The organism is Arthrobacter gandavensis (genome assembly GCF_039528575.1).
GTDB lineage: Bacteria > Actinomycetota > Actinomycetes > Actinomycetales > Micrococcaceae > Arthrobacter_B > Arthrobacter_B citreus_B.
The window spans coordinates 168,144-191,418 of record NZ_BAAALV010000002.1; the positions used below are offsets into that span (position 1 = coordinate 168,144).

Consider the following 23,275-nt stretch of genomic DNA (forward strand, 5'->3'; position numbering starts at 1 on the left):
CTAGGACGGGGCTGGGATTTCCGGTACGACGTCGGAGGGCTTCTTGTCCGGCCGCAGCCCGCGCCAGACGGGGTGTCGGAGCTTGCCGGTTCCCGTCCGCTCCGCATACGTCACTTCACCGACCAGGACCGGGCGGACCCAGCGGGCGTCGGAAGCGTCGGCGCGGGGCACGTCGTCCAGCGGAGCGGTCTTGCGGGATAGTTTCTTCAGCCGGGAACCCACCAGGGCGAGGTCCTTTTCGCTCAGGCCGGATCCCACCCGGCCGATGTACTGCAGTTCGGTTCCGTCCGGAACTGCAACGAGCAGGGAACCCACCTTGTTTGCCCGGTTGCCTTGGCCCGGCCGCCAGCCGACAATGACCACTTCCTGGCTGAACTGGTTCTTGAGCTTGATCCAGCTGCGGGAGCGGGTGCCGACGGAGTAGTCCGAGGAGCGGCGCTTGGCTACGACGCCCTCCAGACCGAGTTCCCTGCTGGCTTCAACGGCGTCGTCCATGCCCAGGTCCAGGGCCGGCGGAACCTGGACGTGCCCGTCGTCTTCACTGGATTCGACGGCTTGTTCCAGGATTTCGCGGCGCTGTTCCCAGCTGAGCTCCAGCAGGGAGTTCCCATCCAGCCACAGCAGGTCAAAGACCATGAACTGGACCGGGGTCTTGGCTGCAGCTGCCTCGGCGTCGCGGGCCCGGGTCAGGTGCATGCGCGGCTGGAGCAGGCCAAAGTCCGGGCGCCCGGCCTTGTTCAGGGCCACGATTTCCCCGTCCAGCACGGCCCGCTCACCGTTCAGCGAGCGGCCAAGCTCCTGCAGTTCGGGGTAGGCCACCGTCATGTCGTTGCCGTTGCGGCTGATCAGCCGTGTTCCCTCCGGGGTTACTTCTGCGATGGCCCGCACGCCGTCCCATTTCATCTCAAACGCCCACTCGGCGTCGTCATTGATGTCTGCCCGGGAACCGAGCGTTGCCAGCATGGGTTTCAGCGACGGCATGCCGGAGTCCTTGATGTCCTTTTTCAGGGCTGCCGTGTCCGGCAGGGGCATTGGATCCGGGCGGGCTTTGGCAGCGGCTTTGGTCACTTGGACCGGGTCTTCTTTCGGCTTCGATGATTTCTTCGCGGCCGGTTTCCCAGGCACGGCAGGTTCCGCTGTGGCCGGCTGCTCCTTCATCAGGTGCAGCAGCCAGTTGCTCTTCCCGTCCTGCCCGCCGGTGTGGATAAACGCGAAGCGGCGCACGGCCGAACCGTCACGGGCCAGTCCGCCGTCGGGCTGCCCGTGAACGGTGACGATCACTTCCTTGCCGGGGCGCCACTTCTCCGTTTCATAGGTGCCGTGGTCCCAGATGGTTACCTCGCCGGCGCCGTATTCACCCTTGGGAATGGTGCCTTCGAAGCCGCCATAGTCCAGCGGATGATCCTCGGTCTGGACCGCCAGGTTGTTCTTGTCCGGTGTGGTGGGAGGTCCCTTGGGGACCGCCCAGGAGACCAGGACGCCGTCGCGTTCCAACCGGAAGTCCCAGTGCAGCCGCCCTGCGTGGTGTTCCTGGATGACGAAGCTGTTCCCGTCCCCTTCAACTGCCTTCGGGGCTTCCTCCGGCACGGGTTCGGGGGTCTTCGCGGCGTCGCGCATGCTCCGGTATTTGTGCAGCTTGTCCGGTCCCTCACCGGCTTCCAGCACCTCGGGGTCGGCTTCGCCCGTGTGCATCCCCGCCAGCGGATCACCGATCTCTTCCACGCGCTCCAGGACCTGCTCGTAGTCCAGCTGAGCCAGGTCCGGATCCTCCAGCTCCTCCCAGGTCCGCGGGGCAGCGACCATGGGACGGAACCGTCCGCGCAGCGAGTAGGGGCAAATAGTGGTCTTGTTGGCGTTGTTCTGGCTCCAGTCCACCAGCACCTTGCCCTTGCGCAGGGTTTTTTTCATGTCGCTGACCACCAGGTCCGGGTGATCGGCTTCCAGTGCCCGGGCCAGTTCATGCGCGACGGCGCTGACCTCGTCCGAGGTCTGCCCTCCGTCCAGCGCAGCGTAGAGGTGGATGCCCTTGGAGCCGCTGGTGACCGGCCGGGCGTCCAGGCCCATGTCCGTGAGGATGCTGCGGGCCAGGCGGGCAACTTCGGCGCAGTCGGCCAGGGAGGCACCTTCTCCGGGGTCCAGGTCCAGGACCAGGCGGTCCGGATTCTGCCGCACTCCGCGCGGGCCAAACTGCCACTGGGGAACGTGGATTTCCAGGGCCGCCAGCTGGGCGAGCCAGGTCAGCGTCGCCAGGTCGTTGACCAGCGGATAGACGTTGTTGTGGTCCTTGTGCTCGATTGTGTACCGCTTGACCCAGCTGGGGGCAGAGTCGTCAATGTTCTTCTGAAAGAAAACCTGCCCGGGGTCATCCGGGGTTCCCACGCCGTTGACCCATCGCTTGCGCGTGGCCGGGCGGTTGTGTGCGTAGGGAATCAGTGTTGGGGCAATGGCCGCGTAATAGGAAAGGACATCTGCCTTGGTGGTGCCGGTTTCCGGGTAGAGCACCTTGTCCAGGGAGGTCAGGCGCAGGCGGTGTCCATCCACGTTGACCGTTTCCCGCTGCTTCGGGGCCGTTCCCGTTGTCGCCATGCCCTCTAGTCTTACCGGGATTATGGGGCAATTTCCAGTAGACATCAGCATGCTTACAAAATCTTGAGGCGTTTTTGGGAGGGATAGCGCAAGGGTCACCGAAGCGGGTCCCGGTGTGTGTATGTTGGGGCAATGGCGGACACTCAGCGGGTCTTGGTCACCGGTGCGACGGGCTATATTGGCGGACGCCTGGTTCCTCTGCTGCTGGCGGACGGGCGAACGGTGCGGGTACTGGTCCGGTCCCCGGAAAAGCTCAACGACGTTCCCTGGCACGACGACGTCGAGATAGTCCAGGGCGACCTCTCCGACGCAGAGTCGGTCGAAAACGCTTTCCAGGACGTGGACACCGTGTACTTCCTGGTCCACTCGATGGCTTCCGGAAAGGGTTTCGCGGCCCAGGAGGAGAACATCGCCAACATCGTGGCCGCCGCTGCCGAGAAGACGGGCGTCAAGCGCATCGTCTATCTGGGCGGCCTGCATCCGGATGAGGGTGAGCTCTCCCCGCACATGGCCTCGCGGACCGCCGTCGGAGAGATCCTGCTGAACGGCGCCGTTCCGGCGGTGGTGTTCCAGGCCGGCGTGGTGATCGGATCCGGTTCCGCGTCCTTTGAAATGATCCGCCACCTCACCGAAACCCTGCCCGTCATGCCTGCCCCGAGCTGGGTGCGCCGGAAGATTGAACCGATCGCCGTCCGCGACGTCCTGCACTACCTGGTCCGCGCCGCAGACCTGCCCGAAGGCCTGAACCGTACCTTCGACATCGGCTCCGGCGAGGTCCTGGAGTACGCGGACATCATGAACGGTTACGCCGAAGTCGCCGGACTGCCCCGCCGGCGCATCTATGCCCTGCCAATTCCTGCCCCCAAGCTGGCCGGGCTCTGGGTGGCCCTGGTGACCCCGATTCCCCTTTCAATGTCCCGGCCGCTCGTCGAGTCCCTCCAGCACGACGCCGTAGCCAAGGAACGGGACATCAATGACTACATTCCGGCCCCGGAGGGCGGACTGACCAACTACCACGACGCCGTCACCCGGGCACTGGGCAAAGAGGCCCGCAATGAGGTGGAGACAACCTGGGCAAGCGCCTCAAGTGCCGCGGACCTGGCGTCCGAGCCGCTGCCCTCGGACCCGGACTGGGCCGGGCAGACCGTGTACGTGGACCAGCGCCGTCGCGGTTCCTCCGTTGACCCGGCGCACGTGTGGCAGGTGATCGAGGGGATTGGCGGCAAGAACGGCTGGTATTCCCTGCCCATGGCGTGGGCAATTCGCGGTGTGCTGGATAAGACTGTGGGCGGTGCCGGCCTGACCAGGGGCCGGCGGAATCCCGCCACCCTGCTGACCGGGGACGTCGTTGACTGGTGGCGGGTGGAGCTCCTGGAGCGCGGCACGCTGCTTCGGCTGCGGGCGGAGATGCGGGTTCCGGGGAAAGCCTGGCTGGAGCTGCGGGTGGACCCCGACGGCGGGGGCAGCGTCTACAGCCAGCGGGCGATCTACTTCCCGCGCGGGCTGCTGGGACGGCTGTACTGGTGGCTGATCTACCCGTTCCACGGGCTGATCTTCCCCTCCATGGCGAAGAACATCACGCGTCAGGCCGCGCGGATGGCCGAACTCGACGCAGCCTAGACCACCTGCCGCGGAATGCCGCATTGTCAAGGGTTTGGACAGTTTTTCGCCCTGCCGCGCGCTAAGTGGCGGGTAGGAGCAACGCCGGGCTAGATTCGTTGCAGCCCCCACCGTTGAAGCGAAAGCGAATCTTTGTCCGCGCCTGCCACCCAGCCTGCCTCCCGCGCCCGGATTCCCGCCCGGCCGCGGCACCGGCCGGGCGGCAGCTTCCGCCACGACATTGAAGGCCTTCGCGCCCTGGCCGTGCTCGCCGTGCTGGCCCACCACCTGCTGGCCTGGCCCGCCGGGGGCTATGCCGGAGTGGACGTCTTCTTCGTCATTTCCGGGTTCCTGATCACCACCATCCTGCTTCGAGAGATCACCTCCCCGCAGAAGCTTTCGCTGCCGGATTTCTACCGGCGCCGCATTCGCCGCCTGGTTCCAGCCGCCGCAGCGGTTCTCGCGGTGACCTCTGCAGCGGCGTTCCTCGTCTTTGGGCCCGGACGAGCCGCTGCCATCCTGGAAGACGCCGTCTGGTCCTTCTTCTTTGTGGGCAACTGGCGCTTCGCTGCCTCCGGCACTGACTACCTCCATGCCGGAACCGCGGTCTCTCCGCTGCAGCACTTCTGGTCCCTGGGCGTAGAGGAGCAGTTCTACCTGGCCTGGCCCTGGGTGCTGATGGCGGGCATCGCCCTCACCGCTGCACTGCGCCTCACCGACCGTGGAATGCGGGTGCTGCTGCTGCTTTTTATTGGGGCGCTGTGCGCCGCCAGCTTCACGTTCGCAGTCTGGGAGACCGTGAACCGTCCCACCACCGCCTACTTCTCCACGTTCTCCCGCGCCTGGGAACTCGGCGCAGGAGCCCTGCTGGCTGTGGCATCCCCGTGGCTGTCACGGCTCCCTGCCCTGGGCCGCGCCGCGGCGTCATGGATCGGACTGTCCGGCATAGCAGCGTCCTTCCTCCTGCTCTGCGCGGACAGTGCGTTTCCCGGACCCGCCGCCGCACTGCCCGTGCTCTCTGCACTGCTCGTCTTGGGGGCTGGAACCGGAGCCCGCGGCCCGGGGCATAACCGGATCATGTGGCCGCTGACCAATCCGGCCAGCCGCTACCTTGGCCGGATTTCCTATTCCCTGTATCTCTGGCATTTCCCGGTGGTGGTTTTCGCGGCTGCACTGGCTCCAGCGGCATCACCGATCCTGCCGCTGGCAGTGACGGCCTGCCTGGCGGTGCTGTCCTTCCACTGGATCGAGGATCCGGTCCGCCGGTCACGCTGGCTGCAACCGCGCTACGCCGCCAGGGAACGCGGACGTCGCTACCGCCGGCCGGCGCTTGAGCCGCGTCCGGCCCGCCTCGCGGCCATGGCTGCTGCCGGAGGCCTGCTGTCCGCCGCCCTGATCGCCGTCACCCTGGATGCAACGCTCCAGCCGTCGGCCGCTCCCGCAGCTGCCAACCCGCCGTCGGCCTCGGTTCCGGCACCTGAACGCCCGGCCGTTTCCCGGCCGGATCCCCTGGCACTCCACACCTCGGCTCTCCAACAAGCGCTGGACAGCACGCAGTGGCCTGTACTTTCACCGGATCCGTCGACTTTCACGGAAGGCGGCAGGAGCGCCAAGCCCGCCGAGTGGATCGTGGACGGGTGCTTGGGCGGAAACGAAGCGCGGGAGGAAGATCCGGTGGCCAACACCGGGCACTGTGTTTACGGGGCACCGGACGCACCGCGGGACCTGGTCCTCTACGGTGACTCTGTTGCCATAGCCTATTTGCCGGCCCTGCGCGCCGTCCTGGACCCGGAGGAATGGCGGATCCACGTCTACACGGCTGCCGGCTGCGCCCCCGCCGACGTTCCGCAGAACCGGATCGGTGGCGCTCCCTACCCGGAATGCCCTGCGTTCCGGGACTGGGCCGTAGGGCGGATCGGGCAGCTGGCTCCGGACGTGCTGCTGATGGCGTCCTTCCGCTATGACCCGGCGCTGGCCAGCGGTGCCGCCTCAGAAGCAGCCGACGCCGAATGGCGGGAGGGCACCAGGCGGATACATGGAGAGCTGGCTGGCAGTGCGGGCCGGACGCTGGTGCTTTCCGCGCCCCCGGAGGCGAAGGACCCGGCGCAGTGCGCCACCCGGTTCAGTACGCCCGCGGACTGCGAGACCCGGCTCGCCGGGAACCACGGTCTTCGGCTGGACCTAGAATCCGCTGCGGCGGCGGAGGGGAATCCGGACGTGGAATGGGTCGACACCACGCCATGGTTCTGCGTCCAGGAGCGATGCCCGGCATTCGTGGGGAACACACCGCTTTATGCGGATGCGTACCATCTCAGCGCTGCCGGGTCCCTGGCCCTGGCCCCGCTGCTGACCGGCGTGCTGGAAAACGCCGGCTGACAGACCAGCCCGCCGGGCGGCCTAACGTAGGATGACTTCAGCAAAGAGAGACGTAGGGGACAGACACAGTGCAGGAAAAGAGCAGCCGTAAGCGGTGGATTGCCTTGGCCGCGGCGGCGGGGGTATTGGTGATCGGCGGCGCCGCGGGCGTCGCGGCCGCCACGGGCGCATTCGACGCCGGAGCGCCATCCGCGCAGAAGTCACAGCCTTCCACTTCCCCGACGCAGGCCGAACCGGCGGTCCCCGTTGCCTTCACGGCTGAACCGGCCGACAGCTCGGTTGAAGTGAACCCTGTCTCCGTGCCCGTCCTTAAGGTCCAGCACGGCACCATTGAATCAGTGCGCCTGGCGCCCAAGGCCGGCGGAGAAGATGTTGCCGGAGACTTCGCAGCCGGTAAGACCGAGTGGGCGGCCACCGAGCCGCTGCAGTTCAACACCGAGTACACCTTCGCTTTTACCCTCGCGGACGCCAACGGCAAGACCACCAGGGAATCGCAGACCTTCCACACTGTGACGCCTCCCAACGAGGCCAACGCCTTCATGGCGCCGCTGGACAAGTCAGTGGTCGGCGTCGGGCATCCCATTGAGATCAACTTCAGTGAGCCGGTACTGAACAAGCAGGCCGTCGAAGCCGCCATTACCGTCACGAGCACCAGCGCCCAGACGGGTGCGTTCTACTGGATCTCGGACACCAAGGCACGCTACCGCCCGGAAACTTTCTGGGAGCCGAACAGCACCGTCACAGTGGACATGCAGCTCTTCGGCGTGGACTTCGGCAATTCGATGATCGGGAACTTCAACGAGACGCGCACCTTCCAGGTCCACAATTCCCGCGTCGCCGTCGTAGACAACCTCACCAAGACCATGCAGGTGTTCATTGACGGGCAGCTCACCCGCACCTTCCCGGTGACGCTGGGAGATTCGGCGTGGCCTTCCCCCAGCGGATACCAGGTAGTGATGTCCCAGCACGAGAAGCTGCCCTTCCGTGCCGAGAGCATTGGCCTCAAACCCGGCGACCCCGACTACTACGAGCCTTTTGACGCATCATGGGCCAGCCGGCTGACCAACAGCGGAGTGTTTGTGCACCAGGCGCTGCCCGGAGCCATGGGGGCGCTGGGCGTCATCAACGTATCCCACGGCTGCGTGGGCATGTCGCCCGAAGGCGCCAAGTACTTCTATGACATGTTCGAGCCCGGGGACCTGGTGCAGGTCCTCAACACCGGGGTAGGGCCCGCGGCCATGTGGGACGGCTACGGCGACTGGAACGTGCCCTGGGCTGAGTATTCCTCCCAGCCCAAGGACTAAGGTCCTCCCGCCGGACTAGCTGCGGCGGCGGCCGAACACGAAGTAGCTGATCGGACCAATGAAGTTCACGGCGCAGGCAGCGCTCCAGGCAGCCTTCGGTCCGCGGATTTCACGGCCCGGGCGGCGCCAGATGTCCACCAGTGCCGCTCCGGCAAGCAGGAACTGGATGCTGGAGAGGACGCCGAGGCCCTTCTTCTGGCCTGAGGTGAGGTCGTTCAGGGTCTTTTTCCTGCTCATGTGAGCTCCTTTGGAGTATTTACCCGGAGAGATCTTCACCGGCCCGTACGCAGCCGGAAGGCCTGCACCTGTTCGATGAACACCTGCACGGCGGCGGTCAGTATCCCCAGCATAATCAGGTTCGGTGCCGCCCAGCGCAGCTTCTGGGTCCACGGCTCTACCGGGTACCCGCTCCAGTTAGGCGGCACAGAGGTGGTCTCGGGCGGGAAAATGTTGTCGGCGAACATAAAGAATGCGCCCATCGCCACCAGTCCTCCGGCCAGGACCCAGGCCACAATCCGGTACTTCCGCTGATGCCGCTCCAACTCTGAGTAGGCAATCTGTGAGGTCCTGGGCTGTGCGGGCGCGGGCGGCACGTCGGATATCTCCACGACCGCCGGGTGGTCCTCAACGCTGCGCGAGAGGGACAGCTCTCCGCCACCGCGCTGGTAGGCAGGGTCGTACCTCGGATCGATCTCGTCTTGCCTGCTGGACATGGCCGTTCCCCTCCGGACAAGCTGGGTGCCCCCCAATGGCCGCACCCATGGTCCAGCAACTGTATAGGACCCGGACCCCTGAGGCCCGGGTCCTACGAGGGAGTTTGCCTATGCCTCTGCCGGAACCTCACGTGTTTCCGGCTTGGTGTCCTTGGCCAGGAAGGAGAGCAGCGCGTCATTCACTTCCTGCGCATGGGTCCAGAGCAGTCCGTGCGGGGCCCCTTCGATCTCCACGTACTGGGCGGACGGCAGCGCCTTCGCGAAGCGGCGGCCCGTGGCGTCGATGGGCAGGATGTTGTCAGCTGTTCCGTGCACGATCAGCGCCGGGACATCGATCTTGGGAATGTCGCCCCGGAAGTCGGTGAGCCAGGTTGGCTGGGCGGCCAGGGAAGCGATGGGGCTCGCGGAGGAGGCGAGGTTCCAGCCTGCGTTGACTACTTCCTGGCTGAGACGGTCGGTGCCCAGGAAATCATCCGAGTTGTAGAAGTTCTTGAAGAACTCGGTGAAGAAGGCGTACCGGTCTGCCGTAGCGGCCTCCAGCAGTCCGTCGAAGACTTCCTGGGGTACGCCTTCGGGGTTGTCCACCGCCTTGAGCAGGTATGGTTCCAGCGAGCCGAGGAATACTGCCTTGTCTACGCGGTCGGACCCGAAGGTCGACAGGTAGCGGGCCACTTCGCCGGTACCCATGGAGAACCCCACCAGCACTGCCGAGTGAAGGTCCAGCGTATTCATCACAGCGTTCAGGTCCGCGGCAAAAGTGTCATAGTCGTAGCCTTCTGCGGGCTTGTCGGACCGGCCGAACCCGCGCCGGTCATAGGTAATGACCCGGTAGCCGGCCTGGAGCAGTGCGGCCGTCTGCTTCTCCCAGGACGCACCGTCCAGCGGGTAACCGTGGATGAGCACCACCGGCTGTCCCTTGCCGTGGTCTTCGTAGTAGAGCTCGATTGGACTGCTGTTCTCCGTGCTGACGCTGATACGCCCCATGGCGATGCTCCTCTCAATACACTGTGAGAATGATCATTCTCAGGAGTTCCCAACTATAGGGAACGATCATTCTCAAAGCAAGTAGAATGAATCCATGAACCCTGGTGAGGAACGTGCACACGTGATCGAAGTGGCCGACCGGCTCTTCTACGAGCGCGGCATCCAAGCAGTCGGCATGGCCGAACTCCGGCGTGAAGTAGACCTGCCGCTGAAGAAGCTCTACTCACTGTTCCCTTCCAAGCAGGCCATAGTATTCGCAGTGCTGGACCGGCGCCACCGAATCTGGACGGCCGGGCTTCAGGAGCGGATCGACGCCGCCGCGAATCCCCGGGCCAGGTTGCTGGCCGTCTACGACTACCTCTCGGACTGGTTCGCCGAGGATTCATTCCGCGGCTGCGCCTTCATCAACGCCTTCGGTGAACTGGGCAGCCAGTCACCGGACATCGCCGAGCGCACCCGGACACACAAAGACTCGTTCCAGCGCGTGCTTGCGGACCTCGTGGCCGCAGCCGGCGGTGAGCCTGCACTGGCTCCGCAGCTGGCGCTGCTTGCCGAGGGCGCCCAGACGACGGCGGCTATCTCCGGCTCAGCAGAGCCGGCCCGGCAGGCCCGCCAGGCCGCAGAGATCCTGATCGACGCACAGGTTGCCGGCACGGCCTAGGGCAGGCAATGCCTGGTTTCCAACAGACTAGAGTCCGGTGCCTTCCTCGTTGAACATGGCAAGCCGCACGTCCCTGGCAGCAAAGAAGTGGTCCAGGGTGACACCGTAGGCACCATCCAGGTCCCGGGCCGCAATCCTGTCAGTCACGGCAGCCTGGAATTGCCGGGACTTCGCCCATCGGCCCGGCGCAGCGACAGCCGGGCGCGCTTCAACGGTCCGGGCCAACTGCAACTTGACCCGATTCAAGGCATCCTCGAGTGCACTGTTGCGTGCAATCCTCAAAACATGTCCCATAAAGCTGCGGGAGTACTTCACCATCTCTTCGGCAGAGTCAGGATCAACATTGTCGCCATTTGCCAGCGTCGCCCGGAGCATTTGGAGGTCGCGATCCGTCCGCCGGTCTGCGGCGGTACGCGCCGAAGCCGCTTCCAGATAGGCACGCACCTCGTAGATATCGAGAATCTCCTCCGGCTCCAGCGCGCGCACCACCAGGCCATTCTCATTCCAGGTAACGAGCGTGTCCTGCTCCAGACGCCCGATGGCCTCTCGAATGGGGGTCCGAGACACACCGCACCACTGGGCGAGGGCCGATTCGCTTAGCGGCTGCCCAGGGGCAAACTCACCCGAAATGATGGCATCGCGAATCTTGGTATATGCCGCAATCCGCCCCTGGGAAGTCGGCATCGCCTTCTGGGACTTGGGTTCTGCTGGAGTCATTGCCTGCCTTTGGGGACGCACGGAACACACTTACATGCGATCGTACACGACGGTGATTTTGGTGCAGGAGCATGCCTGCACGGTGTTCCGCACTGCATTTGCCGGCATCTCACGGCATCGTCAGGGTCACGGTTTTTTCCCGGGACATATCCCGGATCGCATAGGCGGGCCCCTCAGCTCCGCCGAATCCACTCTGCTTATGACCTCCAAACGGCATCAGGTCTGCCCGGCTGCTTGAGGTCTGATTGACGTACAGATTGCCCACGTCCAGTGCCTCGATAGCCCGGAACGAAGCATCCAGGCTATTGGTAAAGATCCCGGCTGCGAGTCCGAAAGGCGTCGCGTTGGCATGTGCAATCGCCCGGTCCAGGGAGGCGTAGGACTGCAGGACTACAGCAGGTCCAAAAAGCTCGGAGGCAACAATTCTGGCATCGTCCGGAACGTCAACCAGCAGGGTTGGCTCCACTACCGAACCGCGGCGCATCCCACCGTGAACCAGCTGGCCGCCCAGCCGGACAGCTTCCTGGATCCACTCCTCCACCCGGTCCGCTTCAGAAACAGCGATCAGCGGTCCAACCGTGGTTGCCGGATTCCCCGGATCCCCGGGGACTTCCCTTCCCATCCCGGCAGAAACCAGCCGGATCAGCTCTGCCTCAACAGTTTCATGGACATACACACGCTGAACTGAGGTACACACCTGCCCCGACTTTCGGAGGGCCCCGGCCACAATGGCGTCGGCTGCGAATTCAAGGTCGGCATCGTGGCACACAAACGTGGACGAGAGGCTGCCCATCTCCAGTTGCGTGCGCCGCATACCCACAGCCCGATGCAGTTCCCGGCCAACCTGGGTGCTTCCCGTGAAGGCGTAGTAGCCAATCCCGGGCTCCTCGGCGAGCCACTTCCCCAGCTGGCCGCCCGGCCCGTAGACAAGTCCAATCTTCTCGGGCGGCAGCCCTGCGTCCAGCAGCACCTGGACGAAGGCATGCGCAGAGAGCGGCGTGAGCGAGGCCGGCTTGAGCAGAACCGAGTTGCCCGCGGCTATCGCCGGACCCACTTTGTGGGCCACCGTGTTCAATGGTGAATTGAACGGCGTGAGTGCACACACCAAGCCGTACGGTTCACACCTCGTGTAACTGACCCGGCCTGCAGCGTTCGGAGCACCCGAAATCGGGACCATGTGCCCCACCAGCCTTTTGGCTTCTTCAGCACAGAGCGTGAGTGTCTCCGCAGTCCGGTCCACCTCCTTTGTTGCATCCGACAAGGCAAAACCAGTATCAGCCTGAACTGCTGCGATCAGCTGCGTGCGGCGCAGCTGCACGATCCCTGCGGCCCGGTGCAGGATCTCCGCCCTCTGCCGCGGCGGTAAAACCATCCCGTCCTGCGACGCCGCCAGTGCCTCCACCGCCTCATGGACCTGGGCACGTTCCGTCACTGCAACTTCGGCAATGACCTCCCCGGTGAACTTATCCACGAGGTCGGAGGTGACCCCACCGGAGTTGACCCAGTTCCCAGCAACAAACCCTGCAACAGCTGTTCTTTTCACGCCTGCCTCATTTCTGCTTCGGTCCCGCACGCACCTGGGCGGATACTTACACCTACACCTACATCTGCCGCCATGCTACGGTATCCATACGTATACCGATAACAACGAGGGAGAAAAAGTGGCATACAGTTCGATGACCCTGTGCATGTCGCATAGCCCAGGCTTTGCCCGGGACCGCGAAGAGGTTGACGGCCACCAGTTCCGCGCAGGCGTTTCATCCGCGCGCGGCATTGTCGAAGCGTGGGATCCCACTCTCGTGGTCTTCTTCGGATCGGACCATCGCCGTGCTTTCGGTGAAATCCTGCCCGCCATCTCGGTGGTTCTGTCCGCCGAGGGCCTGGGGGATTCGGAGTCACCGACGGGCCCCTACGATGTGCCGGCCGAGACCGCCCGCGGACTTGCCGCGCACCTCCTCGACGCCGACTTTGACGTCGCGATCACGCGGCATATCGCTCTTGACCATGGTTTCGGCCAAACGACGGCGGACATCCTGGGCGGTCTGGCTGCCCGGCCGGTCATTCCCATCTTCATCAACTGCGCCACTTTCCCCCTGTCCCGGCCGGGACGTTCCGCTGAGCTTGGACGCGCGGTGGCCGCCTACTTCGCTGCTACGAACGAGCGTGTCCTGTTCATCGGCTCCGGCGGCATGTCCCACAACCCCCCGACGCTGGCTCTGACCTCGGAAGGACTGAGCGAGGAAGAGCGGCGCGCCGTCAGCGCCGCTCACCGCGAGGCAGCGAAGGATGACATCCGCCCGGAATGGGACAAGGAGATGCTTGCCCGGCTGGGCGCTGACGACACCAGCTGGGTGGACGAGGTGACCACTGACCAGCTGCAAGCCGGAGGAGTCGGCGCCCATGAGCTCCGCACCTGGTTTGCCGCCTACGCTGCGGGCAACGAAGGGCTGGAAACCGTGGCCTATGAACCCGTTCGGGAGTGGCTTACCGGCCTGGGCATCGCCGTCTCACGCCAGGCCGCCGAACTCCGCGTGCCGCGTTAGGTGAAGTTGCCGAACATGGATACGAACACCTTCGAATGTGACGTTGCAGTAATCGGACTGGGCCCGGTCGGAGCCATCACAGCAAATCTGCTGGCCCACCAGGGCCTCCGGGTGGTGGCTTTGGACCGCGAACCGGACGTGATGCAGGTCCCCCGCGGCGTCGGCATTGACGGCGAAATCATGCGGGTCATGCAGACCCTCGGGCTCGCGGCTTCCCTGGAACCGTTCCTGAAGGTTTTTCGCGGAGCCCAGTACATAGACTCAGCCGGCTCCGTTGTCGCGTCCCGGCCGGCGGCAAGCAGCGTCGGAAGCCAGGGATGGCCCGACCGGTACAACGTTCACCAGCCGGAATTCGAAGAGGTTCTCCGGACTGCACTTCGGTCGAACCCCCTGATCACCGAACTGGTATCAACCGAAGTGGAGAACATCATCCAGTCTCCCGAGGCAGCGCAGGTTCTTGCGCGCAGCACCAAGGACGGCTCCGCCCTGACCGTCACTGCGAAGTATGTGGTGGGAGCGGACGGCGGCCGCAGTACTGCCCGCAGGATCATAGGCTCAACCTATGAGGACTATGGACTGAACCAGCCCTGGATAGTGGCGGACTTTAAAGTCTCCGACGCCGCTGACCTGCCCGCAATCAACACGCACTACGCCCATCCGGTGTCCCCGGCGATTTACATCCACGTAGTCCGGGACATTCGCCGCTTCGAGTTCCGTGCAGCTCCCGGAGAAGATCTGGAGGCTGCGGTTATGCCCGACAGGATCTGGTCAAGGGTCGCTCCCTGGCTCGCGCCGGAGGATGCTGAGCTCCTGCGGGCAGCGGTTTACACACACCGTTCGCTCGTTGTGGACACCTGGCGCCACGGCAGAGTGCTGCTGGCCGGTGACGCCGCGCACCAGACCCCTCCCTTCCTGGGCCAAGGCCTGTGCACGGGGGTCCGTGACGCTGCTGCGATAGCCTGGCGTTTGCGCGATGTCCTCCTGCGGGGCGCCCCCGAGGATTTGCTGGACAGCTACGGCAAGGAGCGTGCGGCACACGCACGCCACTTCATCACCACAGCCACGGAATTGGGCACGAAGCTAACCCAGCCGACCAAAGAGTCCATCGAACTGCTCAACAGCCGTGTTGGACGGGAGGGCCGCGGAGTGCCTCCGCGCCTCGGTGACGGAATCTACGATGCGGCGTTCGGCGGGGGATACCTGTCTGCCCAGCCACGCAACGGATCAGGTGTGCTCGTCGACGATCTCATTGGGTACGAATTTGGCCTCATCATCACTCCCGAGGCCTTTTCCGAACTCAGCGAGGAGGTCCGTTCCAGCCTGCCCGCACTGCGCGTGATCCCGCTGGTGGCAGACGCTGCACTTCACGCTTGGCTGCATGAACAGCAGGCACAGGCCGTGCTGGTCCGGCCCGACCGGTACGTTTACGGTTCCTACCCGGAAGTTGATGACCTGCTCGCCGGCCTGGACTCCTTGGCCGCCGCACGCGGCCAAAAGGAAAGGGCTGTGTCTGGATGAAACGCAACCACTTCCTCGACAACCTGGCTGCGGGCCGTCCGCAGCTGGGTTTGTGGAACAACCTCAGAGGCATGGCTGCCACTGAAATAGCGGCCAGCGCCGGATTTGACTGGCTCTTACTTGACCAGGAGCATTCTCCGCGGTCGCTCGACGAGCTGGCCATATCCCTGAGCGTCATTGAGGGCTGCGGCACTTCAGCAGTCGTTCGTGTCGGCAGCCATGATCCGCACGAGATCGGAAGGGTCCTCGATCTGGGGGCAAGGACCGTTCTGGTGCCGATGGTTGAAACTGCTGAACAGGCGGATCGCATTGCTGCGGCCTGCGACTTCGCTCCCCGGGGCATTCGCGGGGTATCTGCACAGACCCGCGGCGGAAGCTGGGGGAATGACGCTGGCTATCTTCAGGAAGCCCGCGGAAACATCTGCCTCATACTCCAGATCGAATCTCTCGCCGGGCTTCAGAACGCCAGCGGGATCATGGCTGCCGGGGGCGTCGATGCAGTGTTCCTGGGAACAGCCGATCTGGCTGCCAGCATGGGGCACCTCGGAGAGCCGAAGCACCCGGAGGTACAGGCCGCTGCCCGTCACATCGTTGAACTGGCCGCGTCCCTGAAGATGCCGCTGGGCACCCTCACTAAGAACCCGGCTGATTGTTCCACAGCCCTCTCAAGCGGCTACGCCTTCGCTGCGGTGGGCACCGACACGGCCATGCTCGCGGCTACCTACCGCGAAACCCTTTCACACTTCATCAGCACGGAAAAAGGAAACCGAAATGAGTAACTCCGCTCCTGAGTACGCGAGCATTTGGACAGCACTGCGCGAAGTCGCTTTTACGCAGCAGTACATCGACGCTGAGGGGGTTCGGACCCGCGTGGTGACCGCCGGCGATCCTTCGAAGCCCGCTTTGGTCATGCTGCATGGAACCGGGGGCCACTGGGAAGCCTTCTCCCGAATCCTGGGGCCGCTGTCCGAACACTTCCACTGTGTCGCCTATGACATGGTTGGCAATGGCTTTTCCGACAAGCCCGACCGCCCGTACGACACCTTTGCCTACGTTGCCCACCTGAAGGCTGTCCTGGCGGCGCTGGGAATTGAAAGGACCAGCGTCATGGGTTCTTCTCTGGGCTCCTGGGTCGCTGCCCGCTACGCCCTCGAAAACCCCGAGCTCACCGATCGAGTCATCCTGGTCTCGCCGGCGGGCCTCATAGCCAGCGCTGACAACATGGCACGAATCATCCGGGAACGTACCCGTGCAGTCAACGAGGCGAGCTGGGAGTCCATCAGCGCTGTCTTCAGCCACCTCATCGCAACGGATGAAAACCGCATCCCGGATCTGATCGCGCTGCGCCTTGCCATCTACCAGCGCCAGGACACCCGGGACACAGTGCACCGCATGCTGACCCTTCAGCAGGAGGGCGTGCGCCAGGAGAATCTCCTGACCGAAGACCAGTGGCGCTCAATCCAGGCACCCACCCTTGTGGTCCTCTCGGGCAAGGACCACCGGGAATACGAGACAACCGCCCGCCGCGTCCTGGAGATGCTCCCGGATGGCCGGGAACTGGCGATGCCCCACGTCGCCCACTGGGCCGCGTTCGAGGACCCCGGAACATTCGTGGACGCGGCGATCCCATTCCTTAAGGGGGAATAGATGCTCACCTCGGAGCAGATCCTCGAAACTGCCCGGCGCCTGGAACACGCTGCTCAGACCCGGACCCCGATGACTCAGTTGTCGGTCCAGTTTCCGGATATGACAATTGATGATGCCTACGCCGTTCAGACTGCATGGCGCCAGTTGCAGATTTCACGCGGCCGGAAGCTTGCCGGCCGGAAAATCGGACTGACCTCCCGCACCATGCAGAAAGCCCAGGAAGTCGATGAACCGGACCGGGGCTTTTTTCTCGACGACATGATGTTCGGGGATGCTGAACTGATTCCACGGGACCGGTTCATCAAACCCCGCATTGAGGTGGAGATCGTCTTTGTCCTGAAACGGGATTTGACCGGCCCGGATCTGAGTGTGACCGACGTGCTGGACGCCACTGCGTGGGTGCAGCCCGGCCTGGAGATACTCGACGCCCGTCTCGAGATGCGCGATCCAGCCAGTGGCCAGGCACGCAAGATCGTCGATGCCATCGGTGACAATGCAGCAAACGGCGGGATGATTCTGGGCGGCCGGCCCATGCGCCCGGATCAGGTGGATCTTCGGTGGGAATCAGCCATGTTGTATGTCAACGGAACCGTTGAGGAATCCGGCGTTGCGGGTGCGGTCATGAACCATCCCGCAGCAAGCGTTGCGTGGCTGGCAAACAGCCTCGCGCCTTATGGAGAGAGCCTTGAGGCAGGGATTCCCATTCTCTCCGGTTCTTTCACACGACCTGTTTTCGCCAACGCCGGCGACACGTTCCATGCCGAGTTCAGCACCATGGGCTCAGTTACGTCCCGGTTTATCTGAGTATCCCGAAGCTTGTTGGCTGCGCTTCCGGCAGGTATTGCCGGAAGCGCAGCCCGGCTGCTGGTATTCATCGGACCGCTGACGGCGGGACAGCTTAGTTTCGGAAGAGCCCGTCAACGGATGGCAGGTGCACAAGTTGCCTGAGCCGGGCCAAGAGCTCACAGGCTTTATCCACATGCAGGACCGATCCCGCCGTTGACATGAACTTTTCATCCACCTCCGCTGGGGTCAGTGGACGCTCCGCAGATCCCCGGGCGTTTTCGACCCGCACCCGACGAAGGCCCCCTCCCCGCAGGAAGAGGACCAGGTCGGCGTAGCGCCCATCCATGGTCGCGCTCAGGTCTCCCCGGGCAGTGTCTTCAGTGATGTCTATTGTGTCCATGAGCATACGAACAGCGGGCTCCCGGACTGCGGCGTCAGTGAAATGTTCCATCCGCGGCGTACCGCGCACCAGCGCTGTGGCGACGGCATAGGGAAGGCTGAACTTGGCCTCCATCCCGCTGGCCGGTTCGTCATACAAGAGGGCCGTGCGGGTCCCCCAGGGAACCAGCAGCTCGATCCGGTCGATGACCGTCCCCTTGGGAAGGTCCGCGGCCGCGTCCAGAGCCGCGTCGATGGCCAGATGAGATCCCCTGCAGCACGGATAGAGCTTGATACCCAAATCGTCGGCTGCTCCCGCCGCCACCTGTTGCAGTGCCTCCGCTGAGAGCAGCTGCGATTGGCTGCCCCGCTCACCAAAAAGGGCTGTCCCGCCATAGCGGCCGTCCAGGGCCACGGGTGATGCGGTAACTCCGGCCTCTGAGAGCATGGACGCCTCCACGCCCGCCCGTGCCGCCAGCCCAGCGTGGATGGGTTTCATCAGGGTGCCAAAGTTCGCCCTCACCCCCTGGGTCATTGAAATGGAAATGCTGATGGCATTGGCGACGGCGGCTGCCGGCTGTCCGCGCACCACCGCACTGCCCACTGCGGCACCCACCACCCCGCACGTCGACGTGGAGTGCCACCCCCTCGAATAGTGTTCAGGTCCATACAGGGCGGCGACCGCGGACATTGCACCCAGCCCGGCCAGATATCCGCGGACAATGGAGGCCCCGGAGGCGCCGGTGGGGGCCGCAGCGAACACGGCAGGGAGCACAACCGTGCTCGGGTGCCCATGGATCTGGTAGTGCGTGTCGTCGAAATCGAGCAGGTGACCGGCTGTCGCGTTGAGAAATGCCGCACCAGGCGCAGTGCTAGCTGCTGTTCCGTCCCAGAAAGGAACTCCGCTTCTCAGCAGGGGCACCAAGGCTGACACAGGGTCCAGGTCCGGCTGCGCCAGACCGAGGACCGTCACTCCAACGGTGTCAACGATTGAGTCAAGGACCTTCTCCATCCGCGGCGGAGCGACGCCCAGCCCTGCGCCTACCGCCCACTTCCCCAGCTGGCCGGCCAATGTGGGACCAGCTTCCCTATCGAATGTGTTCATCTGCATACAGTACGGGACAGTTGAATACATTTGGCGCGTGCGCGGCCAGGTCACATTACGCACATTTGGGATCGCCCGGCGGCAGCGTCTAGTTTTTGTGAGATACGTCGCATAGTATCTGTTGAAATGCAGATGCATTCAGCTGAATGCCGCTACACATGGAAGAGAACAGAGCTATGACAACAAGCACCGAATTGCAGGGGAACCCACCTGCCGAAGGGCGCACGGAAGGTGGTGGACACCTACCCAAGATCGCCGTCAAAAACGTCAGCAAAGTGTACGGACGCAAAAGCACCGTCACGGCGCTGCAGGATGTGGATCTCGAGATTCAGGAAGGTCAGTTCGTTTGCCTCGTTGGCCCCTCCGGCTGCGGCAAGTCAACCCTTCTGCGCATGATGGCCAGTTTGCACCATCCCAGCTCGGGGACCGTAGAACTGAACACCTCCCGTGCAACCCACGGAGTGGCGATGGTGTTCCAGAACTACAGCATCTACCCCTGGAAGACCGTTGAACAGAACATCGGGCTTGGTCTCCAGGTAAAGGGACTGAGCGCGGCGGAGCGGGCAAGCCGCGTAGGTCCCCTGATGGAACAGATGGGACTCACGGATTTCGCCGACGCCCTGCCCTCAGCCCTCTCCGGCGGAATGGCTCAGCGCGTGTCCATTGCGCGCGCCCTCGCCGTCCGGCCTGACGTCCTGCTGATGGACGAGCCCTTCGCGGCCCTGGACGCACAGATGCGCCGGGTCCTGCAGGACGAGCTGCTGGCAATCTGGCAGCAGGACAGGCGCACGGTCGTGTTCGTTACGCACAGCCTGGAGGAAGCCATTCTCCTCGGAGACCGGGTGGTCGTTATGTCCTCGCGTCCCGGAAAGATCATCGGCGACTATCACGTGCCCTTTGAACGCCCCAGGCGCCCCGAGATCCGGGGAACTGCCGAATTCGCCGAACTTGAACAGCAAATCTGGTCCCAGATGCGTATTGAAGTGGATCGAGCCAACTCATGAGTGAAACAGCAACCCGAAAAGTAGTCATCGCCCCCCGTATGTCGGACAAGGACCCGGCGCGGTACGCCCGGAGCCAGCGGCTGCGCTCACGGATCCTTGGCATCGGCACCCCGGTCATCCTGCTCTTGGCTTGGCAGATCGCCGCAAGTGTGGGAGCAGTTGACGCCCGGTTCTTCCCGGCTCCGACGACCATCTTTGCAGAAGGCACCGAGCTGGTCTCCAACGGCCAATTGGCGACTGACCTATGGGCAACCCTGCGGAGTCTTTTGATCGGCTACGGACTCGGTTTTGTGGCTGGCCTGGCTACCGGCTCCATCCTCGGCCTGTCGCAGACCGCCCGTGCGGCGCTCGAACCCATGCTTTCGGCGATCTACACCATCCCGAAACTCGCGATCCTGCCGCTCCTCCTCCTCATCTTTGGCCTGGGCGAGCTTCCGAAGATCCTCCTCATCGCGCTGGGTGTGTTCTTCGTGATTTGGGTGACAGTCCTGGAAGCGCTGGAAGACATCCAGCCCACCTACCTGGAAGCAGCCCACATTTTCGAAATCCGGGGATGGCAGCGCTTCCGCCATGTCCTGATTCCGGCAATCCTCCCCTCACTCTTTACCGGAATCCGCCTGGCACTGGCCAACGCCGTCCTCATTGCCGTGGCCACGGAATTCGTCAACGGTGACTCCGGCATTGGCTATCGCATCTGGCACAGCTGGTCCCTCTTCCAGGCAAGCCAAATGTACGTAGGCATAGTCGTGGTCGCTTTCATGGGCTTCCTTCTGACGTACTTCGTCAAATGGCTCAGCAGCAAGCTGGTGCCCTGGGCGCCCCGTGAGAACAAGCGTTCAGCCACCTAGAAACGACGTGCGGGCAGGGCCCTTCAGTGTTGAAGAGTCCTGCCCGCATCCAACCCACATCGAGAGTAAAGGTAAGAATCATGTCGACGAAAATGACGCGAAGGTCTTTTGCTGCGCTGGCCGCGGCCGCCGGACTTGTGCTGTCCGGCTGCGCTTCCTCGTCTGAAGCGGCCGGCGGAGCTTCGGAGGAACTCACCGAAGTGACAGTCGCCGTATCCTCGAAAATTGCGTACTTCGTTCCCTATCTCATGGAAGAACACTGGGGGGAGTTCGCAGCGGAGGGCATCGATCTCAAGGTCGAGATCGCGCCGGCCCAGGATGCCCTGGTCATGCTGGCCACTGGGAAGCTGGACGCCATGGTGACCGGCCCCAGCGCCAACCTCCTCAATGCCGTGGCGGACGGCACGAACGTCAAGATCGTCGCTCCGGGCGGAATCGAACCGGCTGACTCGATCAACGGGTGGTATGTCAGCAAGGCTGCCCTGGGAGACCAGGAGTTCGACATTTCCATGCTCAAGGGAAAGACGCTTGCCTCTTCATCCGGCGTCGCCGGCCCGCCTCTCCTGAGCCTGGCCCGGACGCTGGAAACCGAAGGACTGACACTGGCGGATGTCGACATTAAGTCAATGAAGCAGGCCGATACCATCATCGCGATCGAAAACGGGGCTGTCTTCGGCGGTACAGCGTCGCAGCCGAATACAGCGATCATCGAAGAAAAGGACTCCGGGGTATTCTTCGCCAGAAGTGCGCCCGAGGACTATCCTTCCGTAAACGTTTGGTTCGGTTCGACACTCCTGGACGATGCGCCGGAAGTTGGTGAGCGCTTCATCCAGGCCCTGCACAATACCTACATGAACCGCCTGCAAGGGGATTGGCTGCACGATCCGCAGAACATTGAGCTGATCTCCGAAGTGCTCGAAACAGACGTGTCCATCTTGGAGGATATTCCTTCCACGGTGTACCCCGAAGAATTCACCTTTCCGGACGGTTTCATCGAATCCTACGAGGAAGCCTTCCGCCAGATTCCGGGAGTCCTGACCTACGGTGAGGATGACTCGCTTGGCGACTCTGTCATCGACACCAGGTTCATGGACAAGATCAACTCAAAATAAACCCAAAACAGGTGACTGAATGGCAGGCATGGGGGCTTCTGCAGCCGCCGTGCCTGCCATGCCCCTATTGATCCTCCGGCGGCACACCCAGCTTCACCAGGACGTTCTCGTGGATCATTTCAGCGTTCCCGGATAACTCTGCTCCATCCATGTAGCCGTCAACCACCAGGACGGCCATACCCGCGCGTCCGTCCAGCGTGGTCCCCGGGGAGGTGCCGGAGACAACGTTTCCCTCCCTGAGCGGGCCCTGGCGGCAGAAAGCGGAGTAGCTTTCACCGGACCCGGTGCGCACCACCACCAGGCAGTAGCCGCCCCGGCCGCGGGAGACGTAGTAACTGCCCGTACCGCTGGTGGTCAGGAACCGCACTTCGTCCCGGCCGGTATCCAATTCCACCCAAGCGGGCAGCTCATCCTGCTCTTTCGGTTCGGCTTCGAACACCGCGAAGGGCGGATCGGGAAGCGGGTCTGCCCGGGAGGAGGAAATCGTGGAGAGCACGAAGACACCGGCGGCCGCCAGGACGGCGGCGCCTGTCCAGAGGAGGCCGGCAGGCACGGCATCCCGCCGTCCGGTTCGGCGTTTGGCGCTTCGACCCATAATGTTCCCCGTCCTCCGTGGAAACCGGACTTCCCTGCGGGGCCGGTCCCGGCGTCCTGCCGCTGCGCCGAACTGTAACAGTTCCGCACGGCGCTGGGCCCGCGAGACGTCAAAGCGATCCGTGCAGGAGGCTGGCGGCCAGCAGCACCATAAAGACTGCGATGGCTGCGTCGAGGATCTGCCAGGCCCTGGGGCGAGCAAAGACCGGAGCAAGCAGCCGGGCACCAAACCCGAGCGCAGTAAACCACACGGTGCTGGCCGCGACGGCGCCCGCCGCAAAGACCCACCGGCCGTCCGGGCCGTGGGTCGCGGCCAGTGATCCCAGCAGCACCACCGTGTCCAGGTAGACGTGGGGGTTCAGCCAGGTCAGGCTCAGGCAGGTCAGCACGGCAGCGGTCAGCGTCCCGCCCGTCCGTCCGGCGGCCTGCAGGCCCGAGGGGTTGAGGGCACGCCGCAGCGAAAGGAAGGCGTAGGCCAGCAGGAACGCGGCGCCCGCCCAGCGAACGATGTCCAGCGCAAGCGGAGCGGCCTGGGTCAGCCGTCCGATTCCGGCTGTTCCGGCCAGGATGAGGACGGCGTCGCTGAGGATGCACACGGCAACCACGGCCGCCAGATGCTCGCGCCGAAGCCCCTGCCTCAGGACAAAAGCGTTCTGCGCCCCGATGGCAACGATAAGGGCCAGCCCGCTGCCGAATCCGGACAGTGCCGGGGCCAGGCTCATAGTGTTCATGAAACCAAGTTATGACCGCACCGTTGAGAAGACTAGCTAATTTTTCTGGACTGTCTTTAGTATTTCTTA

General features: G+C 63.9%; 21 protein-coding genes. 12 read left to right on the forward strand and 9 right to left on the reverse strand.

The window, feature by feature from the left end; translation table 11 throughout:
- On the reverse strand, positions 1–2,586 hold the full coding sequence (locus ABFX29_RS03980; protein WP_152225059.1) for an ATP-dependent DNA ligase: 2,586 nt from the start codon (positions 2,584–2,586) through the stop codon (positions 1–3).
- A 132-nt stretch (positions 2,587–2,718) separates the two neighbouring features.
- On the opposite strand from ABFX29_RS03980, the gene ABFX29_RS03985 reads away from it, so the two are divergent.
- The 3 genes from ABFX29_RS03985 (at position 2,719) to ABFX29_RS03995 (ending at position 7,865) form a co-directional block, all read left to right on the forward strand.
- Positions 2,719–4,206, forward strand: a complete 1,488-nt coding sequence (locus ABFX29_RS03985) for an SDR family oxidoreductase (RefSeq protein ID WP_152225061.1) — start codon at positions 2,719–2,721, stop codon at positions 4,204–4,206.
- Positions 4,207–4,338: 132 nt separating this feature from the next.
- On the forward strand, positions 4,339–6,561 hold the full coding sequence (locus ABFX29_RS03990) for an acyltransferase family protein (RefSeq protein WP_152225063.1): 2,223 nt from the start codon (positions 4,339–4,341) through the stop codon (positions 6,559–6,561).
- Between the two features lie 68 nt (positions 6,562–6,629).
- On the forward strand, positions 6,630–7,865 hold the full coding sequence (locus ABFX29_RS03995; protein ID WP_152225065.1) for a L,D-transpeptidase: 1,236 nt from the start codon (positions 6,630–6,632) through the stop codon (positions 7,863–7,865).
- 15 nt (positions 7,866–7,880) lie between these two features.
- On the opposite strand, the gene ABFX29_RS04000 is transcribed toward ABFX29_RS03995, so the two are convergent.
- The 3 genes from ABFX29_RS04000 to ABFX29_RS04010 form a co-directional block, all read right to left on the reverse strand.
- A complete protein-coding gene (locus ABFX29_RS04000) occupies positions 7,881–8,102 on the reverse strand; it encodes a PLD nuclease N-terminal domain-containing protein (RefSeq protein WP_152225067.1) in 222 nt (73 codons plus the stop codon).
- Between the two features lie 35 nt (positions 8,103–8,137).
- Positions 8,138–8,578 (reverse strand): hypothetical protein, encoded by a 441-nt coding sequence (locus tag ABFX29_RS04005; protein ID WP_152225069.1) that lies wholly within the window; start codon positions 8,576–8,578, stop codon positions 8,138–8,140.
- 108 nt (positions 8,579–8,686) lie between these two features.
- Positions 8,687–9,562 (reverse strand): alpha/beta fold hydrolase, encoded by an 876-nt coding sequence (locus ABFX29_RS04010; RefSeq protein WP_152225071.1) that lies wholly within the window; start codon positions 9,560–9,562, stop codon positions 8,687–8,689.
- Positions 9,563–9,656: 94 nt separating this feature from the next.
- Here ABFX29_RS04010 and ABFX29_RS04015 point away from each other — a divergent pair, with 94 nt between their 5' ends.
- Positions 9,657–10,223, forward strand: coding sequence for a TetR/AcrR family transcriptional regulator (locus ABFX29_RS04015; RefSeq protein ID WP_152225073.1), 567 nt, complete (start codon positions 9,657–9,659; stop codon positions 10,221–10,223).
- Positions 10,224–10,250: 27 nt separating this feature from the next.
- On the opposite strand, the gene ABFX29_RS04020 is transcribed toward ABFX29_RS04015, so the two are convergent.
- Together ABFX29_RS04020 and ABFX29_RS04025 are read right to left on the reverse strand one after the other, a co-directional pair.
- Entirely contained in the window at positions 10,251–10,940 is a 690-nt protein-coding gene (locus tag ABFX29_RS04020; protein ID WP_152225075.1) for a GntR family transcriptional regulator, read from the reverse strand.
- Positions 10,941–11,049: 109 nt separating this feature from the next.
- Positions 11,050–12,483, reverse strand: coding sequence for an aldehyde dehydrogenase family protein (locus ABFX29_RS04025; protein ID WP_170287687.1), 1,434 nt, complete (start codon positions 12,481–12,483; stop codon positions 11,050–11,052).
- A gap of 145 nt (positions 12,484–12,628) precedes the next feature.
- Between ABFX29_RS04025 and ABFX29_RS04030 the strand changes: the two genes are divergently transcribed.
- Genes ABFX29_RS04030 through hpaH form a run of 5 tightly spaced genes read left to right on the forward strand, consistent with a single transcriptional unit; the run spans position 12,629 to position 17,452 of the window.
- Complete coding sequence (locus ABFX29_RS04030) at positions 12,629–13,483, forward strand: 3-carboxyethylcatechol 2,3-dioxygenase (protein WP_170287688.1); 855 nt, start codon at positions 12,629–12,631, stop codon at positions 13,481–13,483.
- Between the two features lie 15 nt (positions 13,484–13,498).
- Positions 13,499–15,001 (forward strand): bifunctional 3-(3-hydroxy-phenyl)propionate/3-hydroxycinnamic acid hydroxylase, encoded by a 1,503-nt coding sequence (locus tag ABFX29_RS04035; protein ID WP_152225081.1) that lies wholly within the window; start codon positions 13,499–13,501, stop codon positions 14,999–15,001.
- Positions 14,998–15,780: an HpcH/HpaI aldolase family protein gene (locus ABFX29_RS04040; RefSeq protein WP_152225083.1), complete on the forward strand. Its 783-nt coding sequence runs from the start codon at positions 14,998–15,000 to the stop codon at positions 15,778–15,780. Before ABFX29_RS04035 ends, ABFX29_RS04040 begins: the two co-directional genes overlap by 4 nt.
- On the forward strand, positions 15,773–16,648 hold the full coding sequence (locus ABFX29_RS04045) for an alpha/beta fold hydrolase (RefSeq protein ID WP_152225085.1): 876 nt from the start codon (positions 15,773–15,775) through the stop codon (positions 16,646–16,648). The genes ABFX29_RS04040 and ABFX29_RS04045 overlap by 8 nt, the downstream gene beginning before the upstream one ends.
- The gene (gene hpaH / locus ABFX29_RS04050) at positions 16,649–17,452 is read left to right on the forward strand and encodes a 2-oxo-hept-4-ene-1,7-dioate hydratase (RefSeq protein ID WP_152225087.1); all 804 of its coding nucleotides are present in this window, start codon (positions 16,649–16,651) and stop codon (positions 17,450–17,452) included. It begins immediately after the preceding gene.
- Positions 17,453–17,546: 94 nt separating this feature from the next.
- Here hpaH and ABFX29_RS04055 read toward each other — a convergent pair whose 3' ends face one another.
- Complete coding sequence (locus ABFX29_RS04055) at positions 17,547–18,917, reverse strand: MmgE/PrpD family protein (protein ID WP_170287689.1); 1,371 nt, start codon at positions 18,915–18,917, stop codon at positions 17,547–17,549.
- Between the two features lie 275 nt (positions 18,918–19,192).
- On the opposite strand from ABFX29_RS04055, the gene ABFX29_RS04060 reads away from it, so the two are divergent.
- The 3 genes from ABFX29_RS04060 to ABFX29_RS04070 all read left to right on the forward strand — a co-directional run bounded on the left by ABFX29_RS04060 (position 19,193) and on the right by ABFX29_RS04070 (position 21,881).
- Complete coding sequence (locus tag ABFX29_RS04060) at positions 19,193–19,921, forward strand: ABC transporter ATP-binding protein (RefSeq protein WP_246167185.1); 729 nt, start codon at positions 19,193–19,195, stop codon at positions 19,919–19,921.
- Entirely contained in the window at positions 19,918–20,769 is an 852-nt protein-coding gene (locus ABFX29_RS04065) for an ABC transporter permease (RefSeq protein WP_152225093.1), read from the forward strand. Before ABFX29_RS04060 ends, ABFX29_RS04065 begins: the two co-directional genes overlap by 4 nt.
- Positions 20,770–20,849: 80 nt before the next feature.
- Positions 20,850–21,881, forward strand: coding sequence for an ABC transporter substrate-binding protein (locus ABFX29_RS04070; protein WP_152225095.1), 1,032 nt, complete (start codon positions 20,850–20,852; stop codon positions 21,879–21,881).
- A gap of 64 nt (positions 21,882–21,945) precedes the next feature.
- Here ABFX29_RS04070 and ABFX29_RS04075 read toward each other — a convergent pair whose 3' ends face one another.
- Together ABFX29_RS04075 and ABFX29_RS04080 are read right to left on the reverse strand one after the other, a co-directional pair.
- Positions 21,946–22,434: a hypothetical protein gene (locus tag ABFX29_RS04075; RefSeq protein WP_152225097.1), complete on the reverse strand. Its 489-nt coding sequence runs from the start codon at positions 22,432–22,434 to the stop codon at positions 21,946–21,948.
- 151 nt (positions 22,435–22,585) lie between these two features.
- Positions 22,586–23,206, reverse strand: a complete 621-nt coding sequence (locus tag ABFX29_RS04080; RefSeq protein WP_211372314.1) for a LysE/ArgO family amino acid transporter — start codon at positions 23,204–23,206, stop codon at positions 22,586–22,588.
- Between the last annotated feature and the right edge of the window lie 69 nt (positions 23,207–23,275).